Here is a 17,023-nt window from a genome sequence, read left to right as displayed (position 1 = left end):
TAAATACTACTACTCATCAGGAACAAAGACCTGTATATATTTCAAAATTCGACAATATGAGTTCAATTTATATTCTACCACATAAAACCAGACAAAGTCTGAACAAAAAACAATTTCCGACTGGTTCCAGTAAAGCGATCGCTGTGATCAAAAAAAAGAGAACCTTGTCGGTTCTCCAAATAAATTGATGTTTTTTTGTTACCCCTGGAAATGCTCCAAAATGATGCTGGCGGTTTCTTCAACCGCCTTATTCGATACATCGATGACGATGCACCCGATCTTATCCATCACGGATCGCGCATGATCCAATTCCCTTAGAATTCTCTCCGATGTCGCGTAAGGCGCTGAATCCGGCAAGCCAAGAGCTTTGAGCCGCTCCTTGCGGATGGCGTTCAAGGATGATGGATCAATCGTTAACCCGATCACCTTGTTCGGAGATGCGAGATACAGCTCCTTGGGAGGCACTAGCTCAGGGATCAAGGGAACGTTGGCAACCTTGTACGTCTTATGTGCGAGCACCATCGAGAGCGGAGTTTTCGATGTCCGCGATACACCCACGAGGATAATATCCGCCTTTAGTATTCCTGTAACGTCTCGGGCATCGTCGTAACGAACCGCGAATTCCACCGCCTCGACCTTACGGAAATAGTCCGCGTTAAGCAAATGGTTCAATCCCGGTTCGTGACGGGATTCATGGCCCAGCGCGCGCTCTAGATTATCGATGAGCGGTCCCAGTAGATCAATGGCCGTCAGATTCATGCTGCTCGTCTGTTCGACCATGTAATCGCGCAGGAACGGGATGACCAACGTGTACAGCACGATGCTGTTCTCGGCTTGCGCGGCGGCGAGAATCGAATCGATGCCTTCACGGCTCTGAATGAACGCCGCGCGGCGAATGTGTACGGATAAGGGGTGGAACTGAGCTGCGGCAGCGCGCACCGCAAGCTCTCCCGTGTCCCCCGCGGAGTCCGACACCACATATACGGTCACGCTAACTTGCGACATACGCCCTGCTCCTTCCGGTAAATAGTCAACCCGACAGCTTGGAGAAATCCGCGAATTGTTTAACGTCGTCGGCTACGAGAGCCAGAATGGCCAGACGGTTGCGTCGTACGGCCTCGTCTTCCGCCATGACCATCACCGCTTCGAAGAAGGCTGCCACGTGTCCGCTAAGGGATGAAAGGGCCGACAGTGCTCCTGCCATGTTCGCTTCGGTGCCGGCGCTAATAAATTCGCCATGAGCTTGCTGCCATGCTTCGAAGAGCCGCCCTTCCGCCGCATCCTCGAATAACCCAACGTCTACTTGTTTGGAGTCCGCTTTTGCCGCAAGATTACAAACCCTGTTAAACGCTTCGACTGCCGGACGGAACTCCGCCTTGCCGCTATCTGCCGTGACGGCTTGCAAGGCATGCGCCCGCAGGAGAGTCCGACGGACATCGGATACGCCCGCTCCGAGAACGGCATCTACGACATCGTATCGGATGGATTGATCGGACAGCACATTCTTGATCCGTAGGGAGAAGAACTCCTGCATATCCCTACTTATATCGTAGGCTTCTCGCTTCAACCCTCTAACCGCTTGAACGTCTAAAGCGATTTGGAATAAATCGGCCAATGTGATCTCAAGCTCGTGCGCGAGCAAAGTATTGACGATTCCCGCCGCCTGTCGGCGAAGCGCGTAAGGATCCTGCGAACCCGTCGGGATAATGCCGATGGAGAAGCAGCCGGCTATCGTATCCAACTTATCGGCAATTCCGACGATTGCTCCAACAAGAGAAGCAGCTGGCCGATCGCCTGCATTGCGAGGAGAATAATGCTCGTTAATCGCGCGGGCTACGCTCTCGCGCTCTCCGGCCTTGCGCGCGTAATCTTCTCCCATGATGCCTTGGAGTTCGGGAAATTCGTAAACCATCTGCGACACGAGGTCGAACTTGCAAATATCCGCCGTGCGGCTGACATCTTCCAGATCCGTATCGACAAGACGCAGATGCCTCGCGATTCGGTCGGCTACGATACGAACGCGTCGCACCTTGTCCGCGATAGATCCAAGCTCCTCATGGTAAACGATATTCTCAAGCTTAGCCAACGCATCCGCGATAACCAGCTTCTTGTCTTCTTCATAGAAGAACTTCGCATCCGACAAACGGGCACGCAATACCTTCTCGTTCCCTTTGGAGACGACGTCAAGCGATAGGCTGTCGCCGTTCCTTACGGTCACGAAATGCGGCAGAAGCCGATTGTCGCTATCGAAAACAGGGAAATAACGTTGATGCTCGCGCATGGAAGTAATGAGAACCTCTTGCGGGATTTGCAGGAACGACGGGTCGAAGGAGCCCGTCAACACGGTCGGAGTCTCGACGAGGAACAATACCTCCTCAAGCAAATCCTCCTTGACCGCGATATTCCAGCCCCGTTCTTGCGAAAGGGCATGGATTCCGTCAAGAATGGCTTTCCTGCGAACCTCTACGTCTACGATAACCTGCTCGGCAAGCAATCGTTCAACGTAAGCGGAAGGCTCTTCCACCAACGTTTCCTTGCCGAGAAACCGGTGTCCGCGCGTCTTGTTAGAGGATGTTACTCCGGTAATTTCGAATGGCACGACTTCCGAGCCGTGAAGCGCCACGAGCCAACGGATCGGCCTTACGTAACGAAGCTCGTAATTACCCCACCTCATATTTTTAGGGAACGTCAAGGAGGTTACCAATGCAGGCAACGCTTCGGGCAACAGAGACGAAGTCTCTACGCCGAGGCTGCTTTTCGTGGCGAATACATATTCGACGTTCGCTACTTCGCGAATGAATAACGATTCCGGATCGACGCCTTGGCTGCGGGCAAAGCCTTGCGCGGGTTTGCTGAGGGCGCCGTTCTCGTCGTATGCGATTTTTTTGGACGGTCCCTTTACTTCTTCAGTTACGTCCGCTTGCTTATCGGTAAGGCCTCTGACGAGTACGGTCAAACGGCGAGGGGTCGCGTATGCTTTAACTTCGTCGAAAGCCAACCGGCTATCCGTCAGCCATTTCTCCGTCTTTTCCTTCAATTGGTCCATCGCGCCCCTCACGAAACGGGCAGGCACTTCTTCCAAGCCGATTTCCAGCAACAGGTCCTTAGCCATTGTTCGCAGCTCCTTTCTTAAGCAACGGGAATTCAAGCCGTTCCCGCTCCTGCACGTAGGTGGCCGCCACTTGGCGAGCCAGGTTCCGAATTCTTGTAATATAACCCGTACGCTCCGTTACGCTAATGGCCCCTCTAGCATCCAAGAGATTAAACGTATGGGAGCATTTCAACACGTAATCGTAAGCGGGAAAGACGAGATTCGCGTCCATCGCTCGCTTGGCTTCTCTCTCGTGGGTGGAGAACAATTGAAACAGCATAGCCGTATCCGATACTTCGAACGTATACTTGGAATGCTCGTATTCCGGCTGTTTGAATACGTCCCCGTAAGTGACGCCGTTCACCCATTCGAGATCGAACACGTTCTCTTTCTCTTGAATGTATGAAGCGAGCCTCTCCATCCCGTAAGTAATCTCCACCGCGACCGGATGGCAATCGATACCGCCAACCTGCTGGAAATAAGTAAACTGGGTAATCTCCATTCCGTCCAGCCACACTTCCCAGCCAAGGCCCCAAGCACCAAGCCCCGGATGCTCCCAATTATCTTCAACAAACCGAATATCGTGATGTAGGGGATCCAAGCCGAGCCTCTTAAGACTATCTAGATATAACTCCTGGATGTTGTCGGGGGATGGCTTCATGATGACCTGGAATTGATGATGCTGATAAAGCCTGTTCGGATTTTCACCGTATCTTCCGTCGGCAGGCCTTCTGGAAGGCTCGACATATGCAACGTTCCACGGTTCAGGTCCAAGCGAACGCAGGAACGTCATCGGATTAAGAGTTCCCGCGCCTTTCTCCGTGTCGTAAGGCTGCACGACTATGCAATTCTGTTCTGCCCAAAACTGCTGCAGCGTCAACGTCATTTGTTGAAAATTCATCGATTGTTTCGCTCCTTTGGAGTGTCTGAATAACATAAAAAGCCCCCGTCCCACGTCTGCCTTGGCAGACATAGGGACGGGAGCTGAACATTCCCGCGGTTCCACCCTACTTGGCTTTCCTTAGGCTCGGTTATGTAACCCGCTGACCACGAAGGAAATACCCTCCTCATTCGTGCGAATCTCTCCAGAGCGCCCTTCGCCGATCCGTGTCTCCGGGCTTGCACTATCCCCGGCTCGCTGCGATTGCTAACGGTATTCGGCTACTTTCTCCTTCACAGAGACAAAACGTTATGATGCCATTCTAAACTACCGCGACGCGGCCTGTCAAACGGGACCGTCTCCCGTCTCGGCCTCCGCAGCCGGCTCGGGGCGCTTTATCCTCTCTCCGAGAAGATCGCCGTATTTCTCCCACTGATCCAGGAAATTTCGAGACTTCAGGTTAAGGCTAAGATGGTTATCCATCCATCTCCTTAACGCTAATTGCAATTGACGTTTGGAGCTATCCCTGACCGCGATGTTGCCCAGTCTGCGCAGATCCAACGCAGAGAAAACCCTCAAAAGCTTCCATACCGTCTCTTCCAACTCAAGCGCCGAGGAATCCCGATATTTACATGACGAGCATAACGCCCCGCCAGCGGTCGAGCTGAACCGAAAAGGGCCTTCCTGTCTTCCGCAGCTTACGCATTCATCCAACAAAGGAGCATAACCCGCCGCGCTCGAGACCTTCATCTCGTAAGCTCTCACGACGATCTGAGGATCTTTTCCCTCCGCAAGGGCAATCTGGCAAGCTTTCAACTGATGGAACAGGTAAGCCGCCGCTTCATCGTCATTGATCGCGCGATCCGTTAACTCCGCCGCGTATGCGGCATATGCAGGACCTTCAAGCCCTTGTCTCAGCTCCTGAAACGAAGTAATAATCTCCCCGCTGTTCAAGGTTCCCAAGCTTCCGGTTTTATAATAAGAAAAGTCGCCGTATGTAAAGAGTTGCGCCAACGAACCGTATCGGCTCTTCAGCTTCTTCGCTCCGCGCACAATAACGCCCTGCTTGCCATGGGTTGGCGTAAGCAGGGTAATAATTTTATTTCCTTCCCCGTAATCGGTGCTTCGAATGACTAACCCTTCCACCCGATATAACATCGGCACTCATTCCTCGTCCACGACATGACCCTCTTCATCTTCCGACCCGTAATCCGTTCCTAGTTCGGAAGCTCCAAGATTGTGCACTTCCTTATAAAGCAGATAAGCTTCGATATCGCCGGTTTGCGTAAACACGTGCCACGTGAAATCCCGCACAGCGCCTCATCCTCTCCGGTCGAAAATGAATTGCACTTTCACGGATTAGGATGTCACTAGCGCGGTCTCGATATGCCTGACACATTTTACGAAATCGGAATATTCGCCGGTTAATCGTTGCGGTAACCCAATGTCTTAAGGATAGACTCGCGATTGCGCCAATCTTTGTTTACCTTGACCCATAACTCCAGGAAGATTTTGGAGCCGAGAAGACGCTCCATGTCTTGCCGGGCAAGCTTGCCGACTTCCTTCAGGAGGGCTCCGCTCTTCCCGATGATAATGCCCTTCTGGGAATCCCGTTCGACGAAGATGACGGCTCCGATATTTACGAGTCCGTTATCGGCGACGCTCATGCTCTCGATTTCCACCGCAATGGAATGCGGCACTTCTTCCCGGGTAAGCTGCAAGAGCTTCTCGCGAATCAATTCCGCGCACACGAATTGCTCGGGATGATCCGTGATTTGATCGGCCGGGTAATACATCGGGCCTTCGCCCAAGTACTTGGACACTTGCTCGAGCAACGCGTTTACATTGTTGCCTTGGAGCGCGGAAACCGGCACGACTTCGGAGAAATCCATCAGCTTTCGGTATTTATCGATGACCGGAAGCATTTCTTCCGGATGAATCTTATCGATTTTGTTAAGAACGAGAAAAACCGGGGTGTCTTTTACCTTCTTGAGCTGTTCGATGATATAACGGTCTCCGCCGCCGATCGGCTCCGTCACGTCCGTCAGGAAGAGAATTGCTTCCACTTCGTTAAAGGCGCTCTCCGCGGCCTTCAGCATGTAGTTGCCGAGTTTCGAGTTAGGTTTCGTAATTCCCGGAGTATCCAGAAAAACGATTTGAACGTCATCCGTAGTATACACGCCATGGATTTTGTTCCGGGTAGTCTGAGGTTTATCGGACATGATCGCGATTTTCTGCCCGATCACTTGGTTCATCAGCGTGGATTTCCCTGCGTTAGGTCGTCCTACTATCGCCACGAAGCCTGATTTGAAGCCTTTTTTCTGCATAGCCTAATCTCCTTCGATTCCGCTCATTTATTCAAATCCCGTGAAGTAAAAGCACCCGGCAATAGCTCGGATACGGTCGTAACGCGGTAGTTTCCTTGCAAATTACCGAGGATTACGGGCATTTCAGGCTCGCAAAGCTCCGCTAACACCTGACGGCATACGCCGCACGGGGTAATCGGGCTTTCGGTTTCGCCGATTACGGCAATCGCTTGGAATTCTCCTGCCTTACAGCCGTCCGCTATCGCTCGGAACAATGCCGTTCGCTCCGCGCAATTGGTCGGACTATATGCCGCGTTCTCCACGTTGCAGCCGTTGTGCAGACGTCCTTGCTTATCAAGCACGACGGCTCCGACCTTAAAGCCGGAATAAGGCACGTAAGCATTCGAACGCGCATTATTGGCCGCATCCAGAAATTGTTCTATCGTAAGGGAAAGGTCTTTGACGCTCATTTATGATTTCCTCCGTTTCGACCATCTACTGAAAACAAACTTTCCACAACGGGGGGCCGAGCACGATCGATCCTACCGTCACGGCGAACAAGGCTGCTATCAACACGGCGCCTGCCGCCGTATCCTTGGCGGCCTTTGCCAGCGGGTGAACGTCGAGGGAGTGCCTATCTACCGTCCGTTCAATTGCCGTATTGAATAGTTCCGCAACCCATACGCTTGAAATAGCTGCTATCAACCACAGCCATTCCCAACGTTCCAGCTTACACCATGCGGCTATGGCGATGACGATGAAGGCGGCAACAAGATGAAATCGCATATGACGTTCGCTCCGGAACGTTTCCCAAATACCCGCAACGGCGTTACGGAAGGATCGAACCTCGCGCGAACGCCAGCCGCTCATCGGGATAGCCCTGCCGCTTTAAGTACTTCTTCTTGCTTAGCGAACATTTCCCGCTCCTGCTCCTCATCTCCGTGGTCGTATCCCACAAGATGGAGAAACCCGTGCACGAATAAGAATCCTAACTCGCGCTCGAAGCTGTGCCCGTACTCTTCGGCTTGAGCTTGAGCCCTAGGAACGGAAATGACGATATCCCCGAGCAAGTCGGAAAAGGGGTTCCCCGCCTTCTCCTCGTCCTTCCATTCTTCGCTGCCATCTTCCGAAGCCTCGTATTCGTCATTATATTGAATATTCGGCTCCTCGCCTTCGATCAAGGAGAAGGATAACACGTCCGTAGGCTTATCCAGCCCGCGATATTGACGATTCAGCTCGCGAATGCCTTCATCGTCCGTCAAGGTTAGCGTGACGGTCCCGTCCGTAACCCCCTCCTTCTCCCCTGCGATCCGCAAAAGCCGTTCCAATACATCCATCCATTTTTCTTCGCGTTCGCCCGCTCCGCCTTCACGTTCGTCGATCCACTCTAAACTTAGAGTCATGGTTTAATCTCCTTCACATCTCTCAGTTTCTTTACTTCTTTATCGTCCGGATACTCGATTCTGGAATGGAACATCCCGATTACGGTTTCCTTAAGCGTCTCCGCAATTTTGTCCAATTCTCTCAGTGTCAAGTCACACTCGTTGTATTGATGGTCATCCAGCCGTTCTTTGATTATTTTCCCAATGATGTCTTCGATTTGCTCTACCTTCGGATGATTCAGCGAACGTACCGCGGCTTCTACGCAGTCCGCTATCCCCACGATCGCCGCTTCCTTGGATTGCGCCTTAGGCCCGGGGTAGCGATAATCGTCCTCGGTCCACTCGTTGTCCACGCCCTGCTCTTGCGCTTGTTTGACTGCTTTGTAGTAAAAATATTTCAAAAGGGTCGTCCCGTGATGCTGCTCGGCTATGTCTCGAATGGGCTTGGGCAGTTTATGCATCTTAAGCATGTCCGCGCCATCCTTGGCATGCGCTATGATTATCGATGCGCTGACCTTGGGATCGAGCTTGTCGTGCGGATTGCCTGCTCCGTTCTGGTTCTCGATGAAATAAAGGGGTCTCTTCGTCTTCCCGACGTCATGATAGAACGATCCTACGCGGCATAACAGCCCGTTCGCCCCGACGGATTCAGCCGCCGCCTCAGACAGATTGCCGACCATCAAGCTGTGATGGTAAGTGCCTGGCGTTTCGGTTAGAAGCTTGCGCAGCAACGGATGGTTCGGGTTCGATAACTCCACGAGCTTAAGCGCGGACAGAATACCGAAAGTGACCTCGAAGAATGGCATCAATCCGATAACCAATACCGCCGTCAGCAGCCCGCTCGAGAACATGAAGATAACCGATTGGATAAGCTGTATCCTGTTAGGCTCCGGGTTGACCAACATGAGGGCCAGCACGGCCACGGAGCCGAATAGGCTGACCATGATTCCAGCCTTTAATATTGACGATCGCTGGCTGGCCCGATGAATGGCCAGAATGGAGGTGAACGTTACGACCGCGGCCACGAACCCGTAATGGAAATCGAAAACATGCTCTTGCTCCACGTTCAGAATGATGCTGGCCAATAGGGTGAACAGAAAGGAGCTGACGAGGCCCAGATGCAGATCCAAGAGTAACGTAACCAGCATGCTCCCCATTGCGATCGGAGCCAAGTATCCAACGAAAGGCCATTCCGAGCTATGCGTCAGGGCAACTAAATGCATGAATAGGATGTTAAGCCCGAACGTGATTAGCAGCATAACCCAATGCACGTTCGTCCGCTTATGAGCAGCCGAAGCGACGGTCGTTAATTCCCCATACCCATACAAAGCCAGTGTGAAAATAATAGCAAAAAGCAGGACGCCCAGCTGCGGCAAGTAATTTTTACGTTCCTTCAACAGACCCATGGAATCCAGCTTCTCATAGATGTCTTCCGTTATAACTTGTCCCGCTTTGACCACGATGTCTCCCTGCTTGATCATTACGGGAGGCGTATTCTGCTTTGCTTCCACCTTCGCGTCTTCCGTCGCCTTCTTGTCGTAGAATTTATTCGGAAGAATGGCGAGCCTTGCCAGCTCCTGAACGATTTCCCGTTCCGTCTTCAGAGACAGGGAGCTCGCGTTGACAAGCTCCGCGACCTTCGTGCGGGCCGTCTCCGCTTGGGTCAACGACTCGCTGGTCAGCTTGCGCACGACCTCTTTTCCTATCGTCCGCATTTCGAGCAATTGCTCGGGAGTTAAGCGCGGGATTTTGTAGAAGGTTTCCTCCGGTATGGAATAGGTCTGGGATAGGACGACCTGCTCCATCTCCTCCAGCAAGCCGGCGGAGTAGGTTTCGGAGCCGCTGTTCGTCGCTACGAAATTCTCGATGTATTGTTCTACGCGCTCGGGAATAACCCTGCGAAAGATATCGACCTTATCGGCTTCCGTGATCTGATCGTCCAGATTCAGCTGCTCGATTCTCGTAAAAATCTCGTTGATCAACGCTTCGTTTCTAAGGGCCACGATCGAATAGATCGGTCCGACTTTCTCGGCCGCTTCTTCCTGCGCCTTCAAGGTAGCCTTATCGTCGAGCTCCTGTCGCGGAGCTTTGATATCCTTATCGCTCTTGCCGTTAAGCGTAATATCGTAGGTTTCCGGAACGAGCCGCGGCGCAATGCTGAAATAAAACAAAAATACAAAAAGCAGGAGCAGGAGCCAACGCATTGCCGCGCTGTGCTTCCATCCTGCCGCTGCCCCTGACAAGGAAAGCGGATTGCTAGGCTGGCCGCTTTTGTTCCGACTCATCCGGCACTCCCCTCCCTTATGGTTTACTGTTCGCTGTTCGCATTGTAGGCCAATATGATTTTTTGCACAAGGGCGTGACGAACTACGTCCTGATCGGTAAAGAATACGATTCCGATTTCCTCGATGTCGCGCAAGATGCGCTCGGCTTCGATCAATCCGGACTTTTTCCCTTTGGGAAGATCGATTTGGGTGACGTCGCCCGTAATAACCATGCGTGATCCGAAGCCAAGCCGCGTCAGGAACATCTTCATCTGTTCGGGAGTCGTATTCTGCGCTTCGTCCAGGATGACGAAGGAATCATCGAGCGTCCGGCCTCTCATGTAAGCAAGCGGCGCGATTTCGATCTGGCCTCGCTCCATCGCTTTCGCTACGCCTTCCAAGCCTAGCGCGTCATTCAACGCATCGTAGAGAGGGCGCAAGTACGGATCGACCTTTTCCTGCAGATCGCCTGGCAGAAAACCCAAGCTCTCGCCCGCTTCGACCGCCGGGCGCGTCAGAAGAATGCGCTTCACCCTTCCTTCCTTCAAAGCCGCGACCGCGCACATGACCGCTAAATACGTCTTGCCCGTGCCCGCGGGGCCGATTCCGAATACGATATCCTTCTTTCGGATCGTGGTCACGTAATGCCGCTGTCCGAGAGTCTTGGGAATAACGGGCTTGCCGCGGAAAGTGGACGTGATCTCGCCCTTGAACAAGGAAAGCAGTTCGTCCGCCTTCAGTTCGCGGGACAATTCCAGAGCGTATCGGACATCGCGTTCGTTCAGTTGGAGACCGCCCTGCACAAGCTGTATGAGCGTATCGAACAGCTGCTGCAACGAGCGTACTTCCTCCGCCGGTCCTTCAATATAAATTTCCGCGTCCCTGGAATGAATATGCGACACGGTTTCCTTTTCGATTATACGAAGAAACTTGTCCTGCGGGCCGAATAGCGCTAAGCCTTCAGCCGCATTGCGTAACGGGATAGTCGTATATTCTTTCAGTTCCGTCAAAAAGCCTCATTCCCCCTACTCGATGGATGCTTCTAATATAGGACGTTCGACCTCGATAGATTGTTCCATTTCAAAAAGAACGGTTAACAACACTTTACCATTCTCGGTTTGTTCATGCAAAATCTTTTCCGCCTTGATGATTGCGTCTTGCCCTCCTTTGGCAAGCAATTCGGCGCGGGCTTGCTTAAGTCCCGCCTCCTTCGCCTCTGCGGGAGTCAGCTTCTTCTCTATTTCAACGACTTCCAGTTCATGCTCCTTCATCGTTCCGAACGGCAGCCATCTGTTCCATAGCTGCGCCCTATTAACCGTCGTGCGGGTTTGCGAGTCCGCAAAATCGTGCCCGCCATAGCCGGAGATCTGAAGCGCGCGGTTGCCAATGATCAAGTAACCGCGATCTTGGGAGGCGCCCGTGAGGTTTCTTGTTTTGGTTGACAAAGGGGATTCGATACGGAATTCGTGCCAGACAAGACCCATCACCTTACCTTTGGATACGACCGCTTTGCTATGCTTCTCGTCTCCCAATAGGCCGGAAATCAGAATGTCTCCCTTGCGTACCCGATCATTGCGCTCAACCTTCGGTCGCCCATTCTCCGCTATGACCCGCGTAATGACGGCGTCCGTCTTGGCGACGAGATGTCTCGGGCTTGCCGGAGCCTTGTTCTCCGGCTTAGTCGAGTCGATAACCGTAATTTTGATGGACGTCCCCGTTTTGTCCACTCCGACCCACGCTGCTTCGGGCAAACGAAGCGCCAATCTTTGCGACAATGATGCGGCGTTCTGCAGCCGGAAGGACCACTGGTAGGCATATATTCCCTCTGCTCTCGCCATCTGGCGTATTTTTTCCTCCGGAATGGCGGAGTTCCCTTCGATCTTGACTTCCCACACCATCGTGGAGAGGATGAACAAGGCCGCCACGAAAGCGAGCATCCCGCCCGCGAAGGTTTTTCTTCTGGATAATCGCGCCATTCGGAAGGGAAGTCCGTGGCGAGAAATAATTCGCGTCCTGCTGCCATTCCTGCGCAGCACCGGACGCAGGCGAAAAAAATCGGACACCATTATCCCGAATGTCAGCTCGCCTCGAGGCGTAAACGCGATATTCCACAGTCCGATCCGCTCGCTCGTAGCCGCATTGAGGAATGCCTCCGCCTCTCCCCCTATGAGCTTAACCCCAACGTATCCGCGCAGCATTGCCACCCAAGTCCCTTTCATGCTTGCTCTCCTCCCGGCTTAGAGCTTGTCCTTCAAGTAAAACGGCTTTCGCCGTCCTTGAGACGGCGGTACGCGTTTGTATCGAAACTTATTGTCGATTAAGCGTCACTGGGGCTTCTTCCCTCTAGGCTGCAGCCGGACGCCCATGATTTTCCCTTCAACGAACACTTCCTCTGCCCCGATATTCCGGATAATCAAATCTTGGCCCGTCACTTCCAGTTCCCCGTTGTCCATCGCCAACCGAAGCAATTCCGGGGAGAAATGGAGTATCCCGCGGTGATTTTCCACCGTCACCTGAAGGCCCCCGATCATCGTGATGCGCGGCAAGTCCAGCACCACATCCTGCGGCAGGTCGAGAATCGTTGCGGTCCATTTGCGCAGCTTCCGACTTACACGCATCATTGGGCGGTCCTCCCTCCTATACGGTAAACATATGCACGGAAGAACTTCTTTATGAAGCGAGCCCCGTCCAAGCTTGCGCAGCCTTGCGCAAAGACGCCAAAAAGCGAGTCCCGAAGGACTCGCTTGCGTTGGTTGATGGATCGTATTGTTACCGGTTTATCTCCGAAAAGGACGTCTCGCTCGCGGCGGGCCGAGAATTTCCGCCCAGACAACGGCGCGAGTGAGATCCTCCGGCGTAAGTGCCGGAGAGTGGGTTCGATCTGGCCGGGATAGCCCCTTTGATTCTGGCTGCTTTACTGCGACCCGCTTCCGCTGCGCTTCCTCCGAGAGAGAGTCCTCCGTTCCGACAGTGGAAACCCTAATCGGAGAAGGAGTCTTGACCGGATTCGGTTGCGTCTGCCGCTGCGGAGCCGGGAAATGGGTGTCTGCAGGCTCTGTCCGCGTAGGCTGTGCCACTGGGGGCCTTAATTCTCCAGGGCGTCTAGGCCCATTCTGGCCGCCGCCTCCGAAGTCCGGCATCCGGTTAGGGGGCCGTTCAAGCGGAGATTTGCGGAAAAAGAGCGAATAGATGATTCCGACCACGATGATGACGAAATAAAAGTTATGCATCAGGAATGAAATTAGCCGCTCCATGTTACAACCTCCTTACTTAAGAAATTCGCGCGTAAGGTCATGGCTTCTGGTGGCCGTCTCCGCCCGTCAAGTCGTTTTGCTTGCCGATGGAGCCTCTCATTTGGGTGTCGGCTTCAATGTTTTTCAAGTTCATATAATCCATAACGCCGATCTTCCCCAAACGCAATGCCTCGGCCATCGCAAGAGGAACCTCTGACTCCGCTTCGACCACTTTCGCTTGCATTTCGACCACGCGCGCCTTCATCTCTTGCTCCTGGGCTACCGCCATGGCGCGGCGCTCTTCCGCTTTCGCTTGGGCTATGCGCTTGTCGGCTTCCGCTTGCTCGGTCTGCAGGTGAGCTCCGATGTTCTTTCCTACGTCTACGTCCGCAATATCAATGGATAGAATTTCGAAGGCGGTACCCGCATCCAATCCCTTGCCTAAAACCGTCTTAGAGATCAGGTCTGGGTTTTCCAGAACGTCTTTGTGGGATTCCGCAGCACCATTGGTACTTACGATCCCTTCCGCTACGCGCGCAAGAATCGTCTCTTCACCTGCTCCCCCGACAAGACGGTCTATATTCGCTCGCACCGTCACTCTAGCTCTGACATTGACCTCGATGCCGTTTTTCGCGACCGCCGATACGACAGGAGTCTCGATAACCTTCGGGTTTACGCTCATTTGAACCGCTTGAAGGACGTCGCGTCCGGCCAAATCGATTGCGGCCGCGCGTTCGAACACGAGAGGGATATCCGCTCGTTGCGCCGCGATTAGCGCGTTTACGACGCGGTCAACGTTACCGCCGGCAAGGAAATGACTTTCCAGTTGGTTAATATTCAAGCCCAATCCTGCTTTCGTCGCCTTGATCAGCGGATTCACGATTCGACTGGGAACGACGCGCCGCAACCTCATAGCCACCAAGGTAATAATGCTAATCCGCACTCCGGAAGCGAGAGCCGATATCCAGAGCATAAACGGGAAAAAGCTCATAAATACCGAAATCGCGATAACGGCCACTGCAATAATGACCAAAAGCTGTACGTCCATGTTATCCATTGTTAACCTCCGACATTTTTAATGGTATTGCCCATTCTGCATATCAAGTTAATTCGGTAAAACCTGTTAAATTTCCTTCACGAGAATTCTTGTTCCGTCCACCGAGATTACGCGTATCCGTCTGCCCTTCTCGATAAATTCCCCGGATGTGATCACGTCAAGCCGCTGTTCGCCGAAATCCGCCATACCCGACGGGCGAAGCATGGAAGTCGTCATCCCTTCCTGCCCGATCCATTTTTCCCGGGATTGCTGCGGGACGAAGCCCTTGTCCGTCGTAAGCTGCTCGTTTAGGATGAACCGGTTCCAGATCCCCCTCTTGCGGAAAATGTAGACGAAAACGCCGACGATGACCGCGGCAACGAGAATGGCAATTCCTAGCGATTGCAACGCATTGCCCTTATCGTATGCCCCCATCGTGATTCCGAATACGACAGCAGCGATCCCAAGAATACCGAGAACACCGAAGCTCGGAATAAATACCTCTAGCACGAGCAGGCCAATCCCGATCAGGAACACGACCAATGACTCCATGCCCGCGAAACCCGCGATCGATTGACCGAAGAAATAGAGGCCGAATGAGATAAGACCGATAATTCCCGGAACTCCGAAGCCGGGGACGAGAAATTCGATGGCGATTCCCGCGATGCCGATAATTAACAGCAAAGTGCCAAAGCCTGGACTCGTCACCGCCGCGGAAACCCTTTCGGCGAATGAGGGATTGAGCGCGATGACCGTTCTATCGGATAACCCTTTCCAAGCGATGACTTCCTCCGCCGTCTTGGCCATCTTCTCCGAATAACCGACCTTCAAAGCCTTTTCGGCGCTCAAGGAGATGATCTGTCCTTTTTCTTTGGTTTCGCCGATCTCCTTCATTTCAACGACTCGGTTAGGATCTACCATTCCTACCGCAATAGCAGGATCACGTCCATTAATCTGCGCTGCGGCTGCCATTTCTTCGCTCCAGAACGATACGAGCTTCGGATTCTCGACGGCATTCCCGGCTCCGTCCACGATCATAGCCGCCCCGATCGTCGTACCTGGAGCCATCGCGATGTCTCCGGCGTTCAGCGCTAGATAAGCGCCCGCCGAAGCCGCCTTGCCGCTGACGAAAGCAACCGTCGGAACGGTAGCGCTGCGAATGCGCTTACCGATTTCCTCCGCGGTGTCTAGCCGTCCGCCAGGAGTATCGATGTCCAGCACGATTAGGGAAGCTTTCGCATCCTCCGCCTCGGTCATCGCACGGTCCAAGAAGGAGGCGAGACCGCTTTGCACGGTCTGATGCGCCGGAATGACGTATACGGCGCCTTCCGATTCAGTCCCTGCAGCGCGAGCGTTATCAACGATAATGCCCAATAAGGGTATTGCCGACAAAATGATGAGCAAGGTAAATCTCATCGCTCTTGTCCAGCCGGCGATACGTTGGCGATTCGAGTCCGTTAGAATCAAGACCATTCCTCCTAAAGCTAATATTTCCAAGACAAAAGTAAATACGGTTCGACGGGACTATAGTTTCAATCCCTTCAAAATCATCATAAATCAATTGGAGTTTGAATAAGCAAAAAGCACTCCCCGTTAAGGGAGTGCCTGTCGTTCAGTCGGAATTATTGCAGAGATTGTTGGACGATTGCGTTGACGAGTTTGCCGTCCGCAATTCCCTTCACCTTGGGCATTAGGGCGCCCATCAATTTCCCCAGGTCGGCTTTAGAAGAAGCACCGGTTTCTTGCATGGTCTGTACTACGATAGCTTTGACTTCTTCTTCGGTTAGCTGTCGTGGAAGATATTCGGAGATGATCTCAATTTCTGCTGTAACATTACTGACTAGGTCTTCACGACCCCCTCGTTTGAAATCCTCGAGGGAATCACGTCGCTGCTTGAGTTCACGGCTCAATATATTAAGCGTATCGTTATCTTCAAGCGGGCGGCGCAGCTCGATTTCTTGGTTTTTGATCGATGCACGAACCATGCGAATAGTCTGAAGCCGGAATTTGTTGCCGTCCTTCATCGCTTGTTTCATGTCTTCGTTCAAACGTTCCGCGAGATTCATGAGTGCGGATTCCTCCTAGAACTTCCGTTTACGCGCGGCTTCGGACTTCAACTTCCGCTTTACGCTTGGTTTTTCGTAATGTTTACGTTTCTTCACTTCCGCGAGAACGCCGTCTTTGGCAATGGAACGCTTAAAGCGGCGGAGTGCAGCGTCGATTGTTTCATTTTTTCTTACTTTCGTTTCTGCCACCTGTTTTCCCTCCCTCCGCAATAGACCACAACACGGTTATCAAACTATATTATATGTGATGAGGAAAGGGAGTGTCAACTTGAGTCTCCCGAAAACTTGAATTCAAATCGCGTTAAGTTTTTCCTCTGCACCATTTCGGACTTTTCTAAGCTAAACCTGTTTCTGTGCCGGATTAAGGGCTGCTAATTTCTCTCCGCCAAGAATATGCCAGTGCAGGTGAAAAACCACTTGTCCTGCATCGCTTCCGCAATTGTTGACGAGACGATATCCGCTCTCCGCTAGGCCGGCTTCCTTGGCAATCCTTTGCGCAACTAATAACGTATGTCCCAACAAGGCGGAATCATCTGCTTCGCAATCGTTCATCGTAGCGATATGTTTCTTAGGAATGACCAGTAAATGAACCGGGGCTTGCGGCTGGATATCGTGAAAAGCGACGACTGATTCATCCTCGAATACTTTGCGCGCGGGAATGGTTCCCTCGACGATTTTACAGAATAAGCAATCCGGCAAAGAACGCGCCTCCCAAAGTGTCATTTGCTTCCATCATACCTGATTCACCCTCGTTAGTCCAACCGC

Annotated in this window: 19 protein-coding genes; all 19 read right to left on the bottom strand. The window is 52.7% G+C overall.

Features of this window, described 5'->3' with window-relative positions:
- Positions 1-198 precede the first annotated feature (198 nt).
- Positions 199-1,005, bottom strand: a complete 807-nt coding sequence (locus tag E2980_RS01000) for a pyruvate, water dikinase regulatory protein (protein WP_135150253.1) — start codon at positions 1,003-1,005, stop codon at positions 199-201.
- Positions 1,006-1,030: 25 nt separating this feature from the next.
- Positions 1,031-3,112 carry a glycine--tRNA ligase subunit beta gene (gene glyS / locus E2980_RS00995; RefSeq protein ID WP_135150252.1) on the bottom strand — a complete coding sequence of 694 codons (2,082 nt, stop codon included), beginning with the start codon at positions 3,110-3,112 and terminating at the stop codon, positions 1,031-1,033.
- Positions 3,105-3,992: a glycine--tRNA ligase subunit alpha gene (gene glyQ / locus E2980_RS00990; protein WP_135150251.1), complete on the bottom strand. Its 888-nt coding sequence runs from the start codon at positions 3,990-3,992 to the stop codon at positions 3,105-3,107. The genes glyS and glyQ overlap by 8 nt, the downstream gene beginning before the upstream one ends.
- 324 nt (positions 3,993-4,316) lie before the next feature.
- Positions 4,317-5,129 carry a DNA repair protein RecO gene (recO, locus tag E2980_RS00985; RefSeq protein WP_135150446.1) on the bottom strand — a complete coding sequence of 271 codons (813 nt, stop codon included), beginning with the start codon at positions 5,127-5,129 and terminating at the stop codon, positions 4,317-4,319.
- A gap of 6 nt (positions 5,130-5,135) precedes the next feature.
- A complete protein-coding gene (locus tag E2980_RS00980) occupies positions 5,136-5,285 on the bottom strand; it encodes a YqzL family protein (protein ID WP_135150250.1) in 150 nt (49 codons plus the stop codon).
- Between the two features lie 110 nt (positions 5,286-5,395).
- Complete coding sequence (era, locus tag E2980_RS00975) at positions 5,396-6,298, bottom strand: GTPase Era (RefSeq protein WP_135150249.1); 903 nt, start codon at positions 6,296-6,298, stop codon at positions 5,396-5,398.
- Between the two features lie 23 nt (positions 6,299-6,321).
- Positions 6,322-6,747, bottom strand: coding sequence for a cytidine deaminase (locus E2980_RS00970; protein ID WP_135150248.1), 426 nt, complete (start codon positions 6,745-6,747; stop codon positions 6,322-6,324).
- Positions 6,748-6,772: 25 nt separating this feature from the next.
- The gene (locus E2980_RS00965) at positions 6,773-7,147 is read right to left on the bottom strand and encodes a diacylglycerol kinase family protein (RefSeq protein WP_135150247.1); all 375 of its coding nucleotides are present in this window, start codon (positions 7,145-7,147) and stop codon (positions 6,773-6,775) included.
- On the bottom strand, positions 7,144-7,680 hold the full coding sequence (ybeY, locus tag E2980_RS00960; protein WP_135150246.1) for an rRNA maturation RNase YbeY: 537 nt from the start codon (positions 7,678-7,680) through the stop codon (positions 7,144-7,146). The genes E2980_RS00965 and ybeY overlap by 4 nt, the downstream gene beginning before the upstream one ends.
- Positions 7,677-9,944: an HD family phosphohydrolase gene (locus E2980_RS00955; protein ID WP_135150245.1), complete on the bottom strand. Its 2,268-nt coding sequence runs from the start codon at positions 9,942-9,944 to the stop codon at positions 7,677-7,679. The genes ybeY and E2980_RS00955 overlap by 4 nt, the downstream gene beginning before the upstream one ends.
- A 23-nt stretch (positions 9,945-9,967) precedes the next feature.
- Positions 9,968-10,933: a PhoH family protein gene (locus tag E2980_RS00950; protein WP_135150244.1), complete on the bottom strand. Its 966-nt coding sequence runs from the start codon at positions 10,931-10,933 to the stop codon at positions 9,968-9,970.
- A 15-nt stretch (positions 10,934-10,948) separates the two neighbouring features.
- Positions 10,949-12,142 (bottom strand): sporulation protein YqfD, encoded by a 1,194-nt coding sequence (gene yqfD, locus E2980_RS00945; protein ID WP_135150243.1) that lies wholly within the window; start codon positions 12,140-12,142, stop codon positions 10,949-10,951.
- Positions 12,143-12,247: 105 nt separating this feature from the next.
- The gene (gene yqfC / locus E2980_RS00940; protein ID WP_135150242.1) at positions 12,248-12,544 is read right to left on the bottom strand and encodes a sporulation protein YqfC; all 297 of its coding nucleotides are present in this window, start codon (positions 12,542-12,544) and stop codon (positions 12,248-12,250) included.
- A gap of 156 nt (positions 12,545-12,700) precedes the next feature.
- Positions 12,701-13,177, bottom strand: a complete 477-nt coding sequence (locus E2980_RS00935; protein WP_135150241.1) for a hypothetical protein — start codon at positions 13,175-13,177, stop codon at positions 12,701-12,703.
- A gap of 37 nt (positions 13,178-13,214) precedes the next feature.
- A complete protein-coding gene (gene floA / locus E2980_RS00930) occupies positions 13,215-14,204 on the bottom strand; it encodes a flotillin-like protein FloA (RefSeq protein ID WP_276322226.1) in 990 nt (329 codons plus the stop codon).
- Positions 14,205-14,279: 75 nt separating this feature from the next.
- Complete coding sequence (locus tag E2980_RS00925) at positions 14,280-15,659, bottom strand: NfeD family protein (protein ID WP_338080586.1); 1,380 nt, start codon at positions 15,657-15,659, stop codon at positions 14,280-14,282.
- Positions 15,660-15,814: 155 nt separating this feature from the next.
- Positions 15,815-16,258: a GatB/YqeY domain-containing protein gene (locus tag E2980_RS00920; RefSeq protein WP_135150239.1), complete on the bottom strand. Its 444-nt coding sequence runs from the start codon at positions 16,256-16,258 to the stop codon at positions 15,815-15,817.
- A 15-nt stretch (positions 16,259-16,273) separates the two neighbouring features.
- Positions 16,274-16,447, bottom strand: coding sequence for a 30S ribosomal protein S21 (gene rpsU, locus E2980_RS00915; protein ID WP_115990702.1), 174 nt, complete (start codon positions 16,445-16,447; stop codon positions 16,274-16,276).
- A gap of 150 nt (positions 16,448-16,597) precedes the next feature.
- The gene (locus E2980_RS00910) at positions 16,598-16,957 is read right to left on the bottom strand and encodes a histidine triad nucleotide-binding protein (RefSeq protein WP_240702792.1); all 360 of its coding nucleotides are present in this window, start codon (positions 16,955-16,957) and stop codon (positions 16,598-16,600) included.
- Positions 16,958-17,023 lie beyond the last annotated feature (66 nt).

The sequence above is a fragment of the Cohnella luojiensis genome (assembly GCF_004564235.1).
Taxonomy (GTDB): domain Bacteria; phylum Bacillota; class Bacilli; order Paenibacillales; family Paenibacillaceae; genus Cohnella; species Cohnella luojiensis.
The sequence above is the reverse complement of the archived record's forward strand: the minus strand, read 5'-3'. Positions and strand labels throughout refer to the sequence as shown.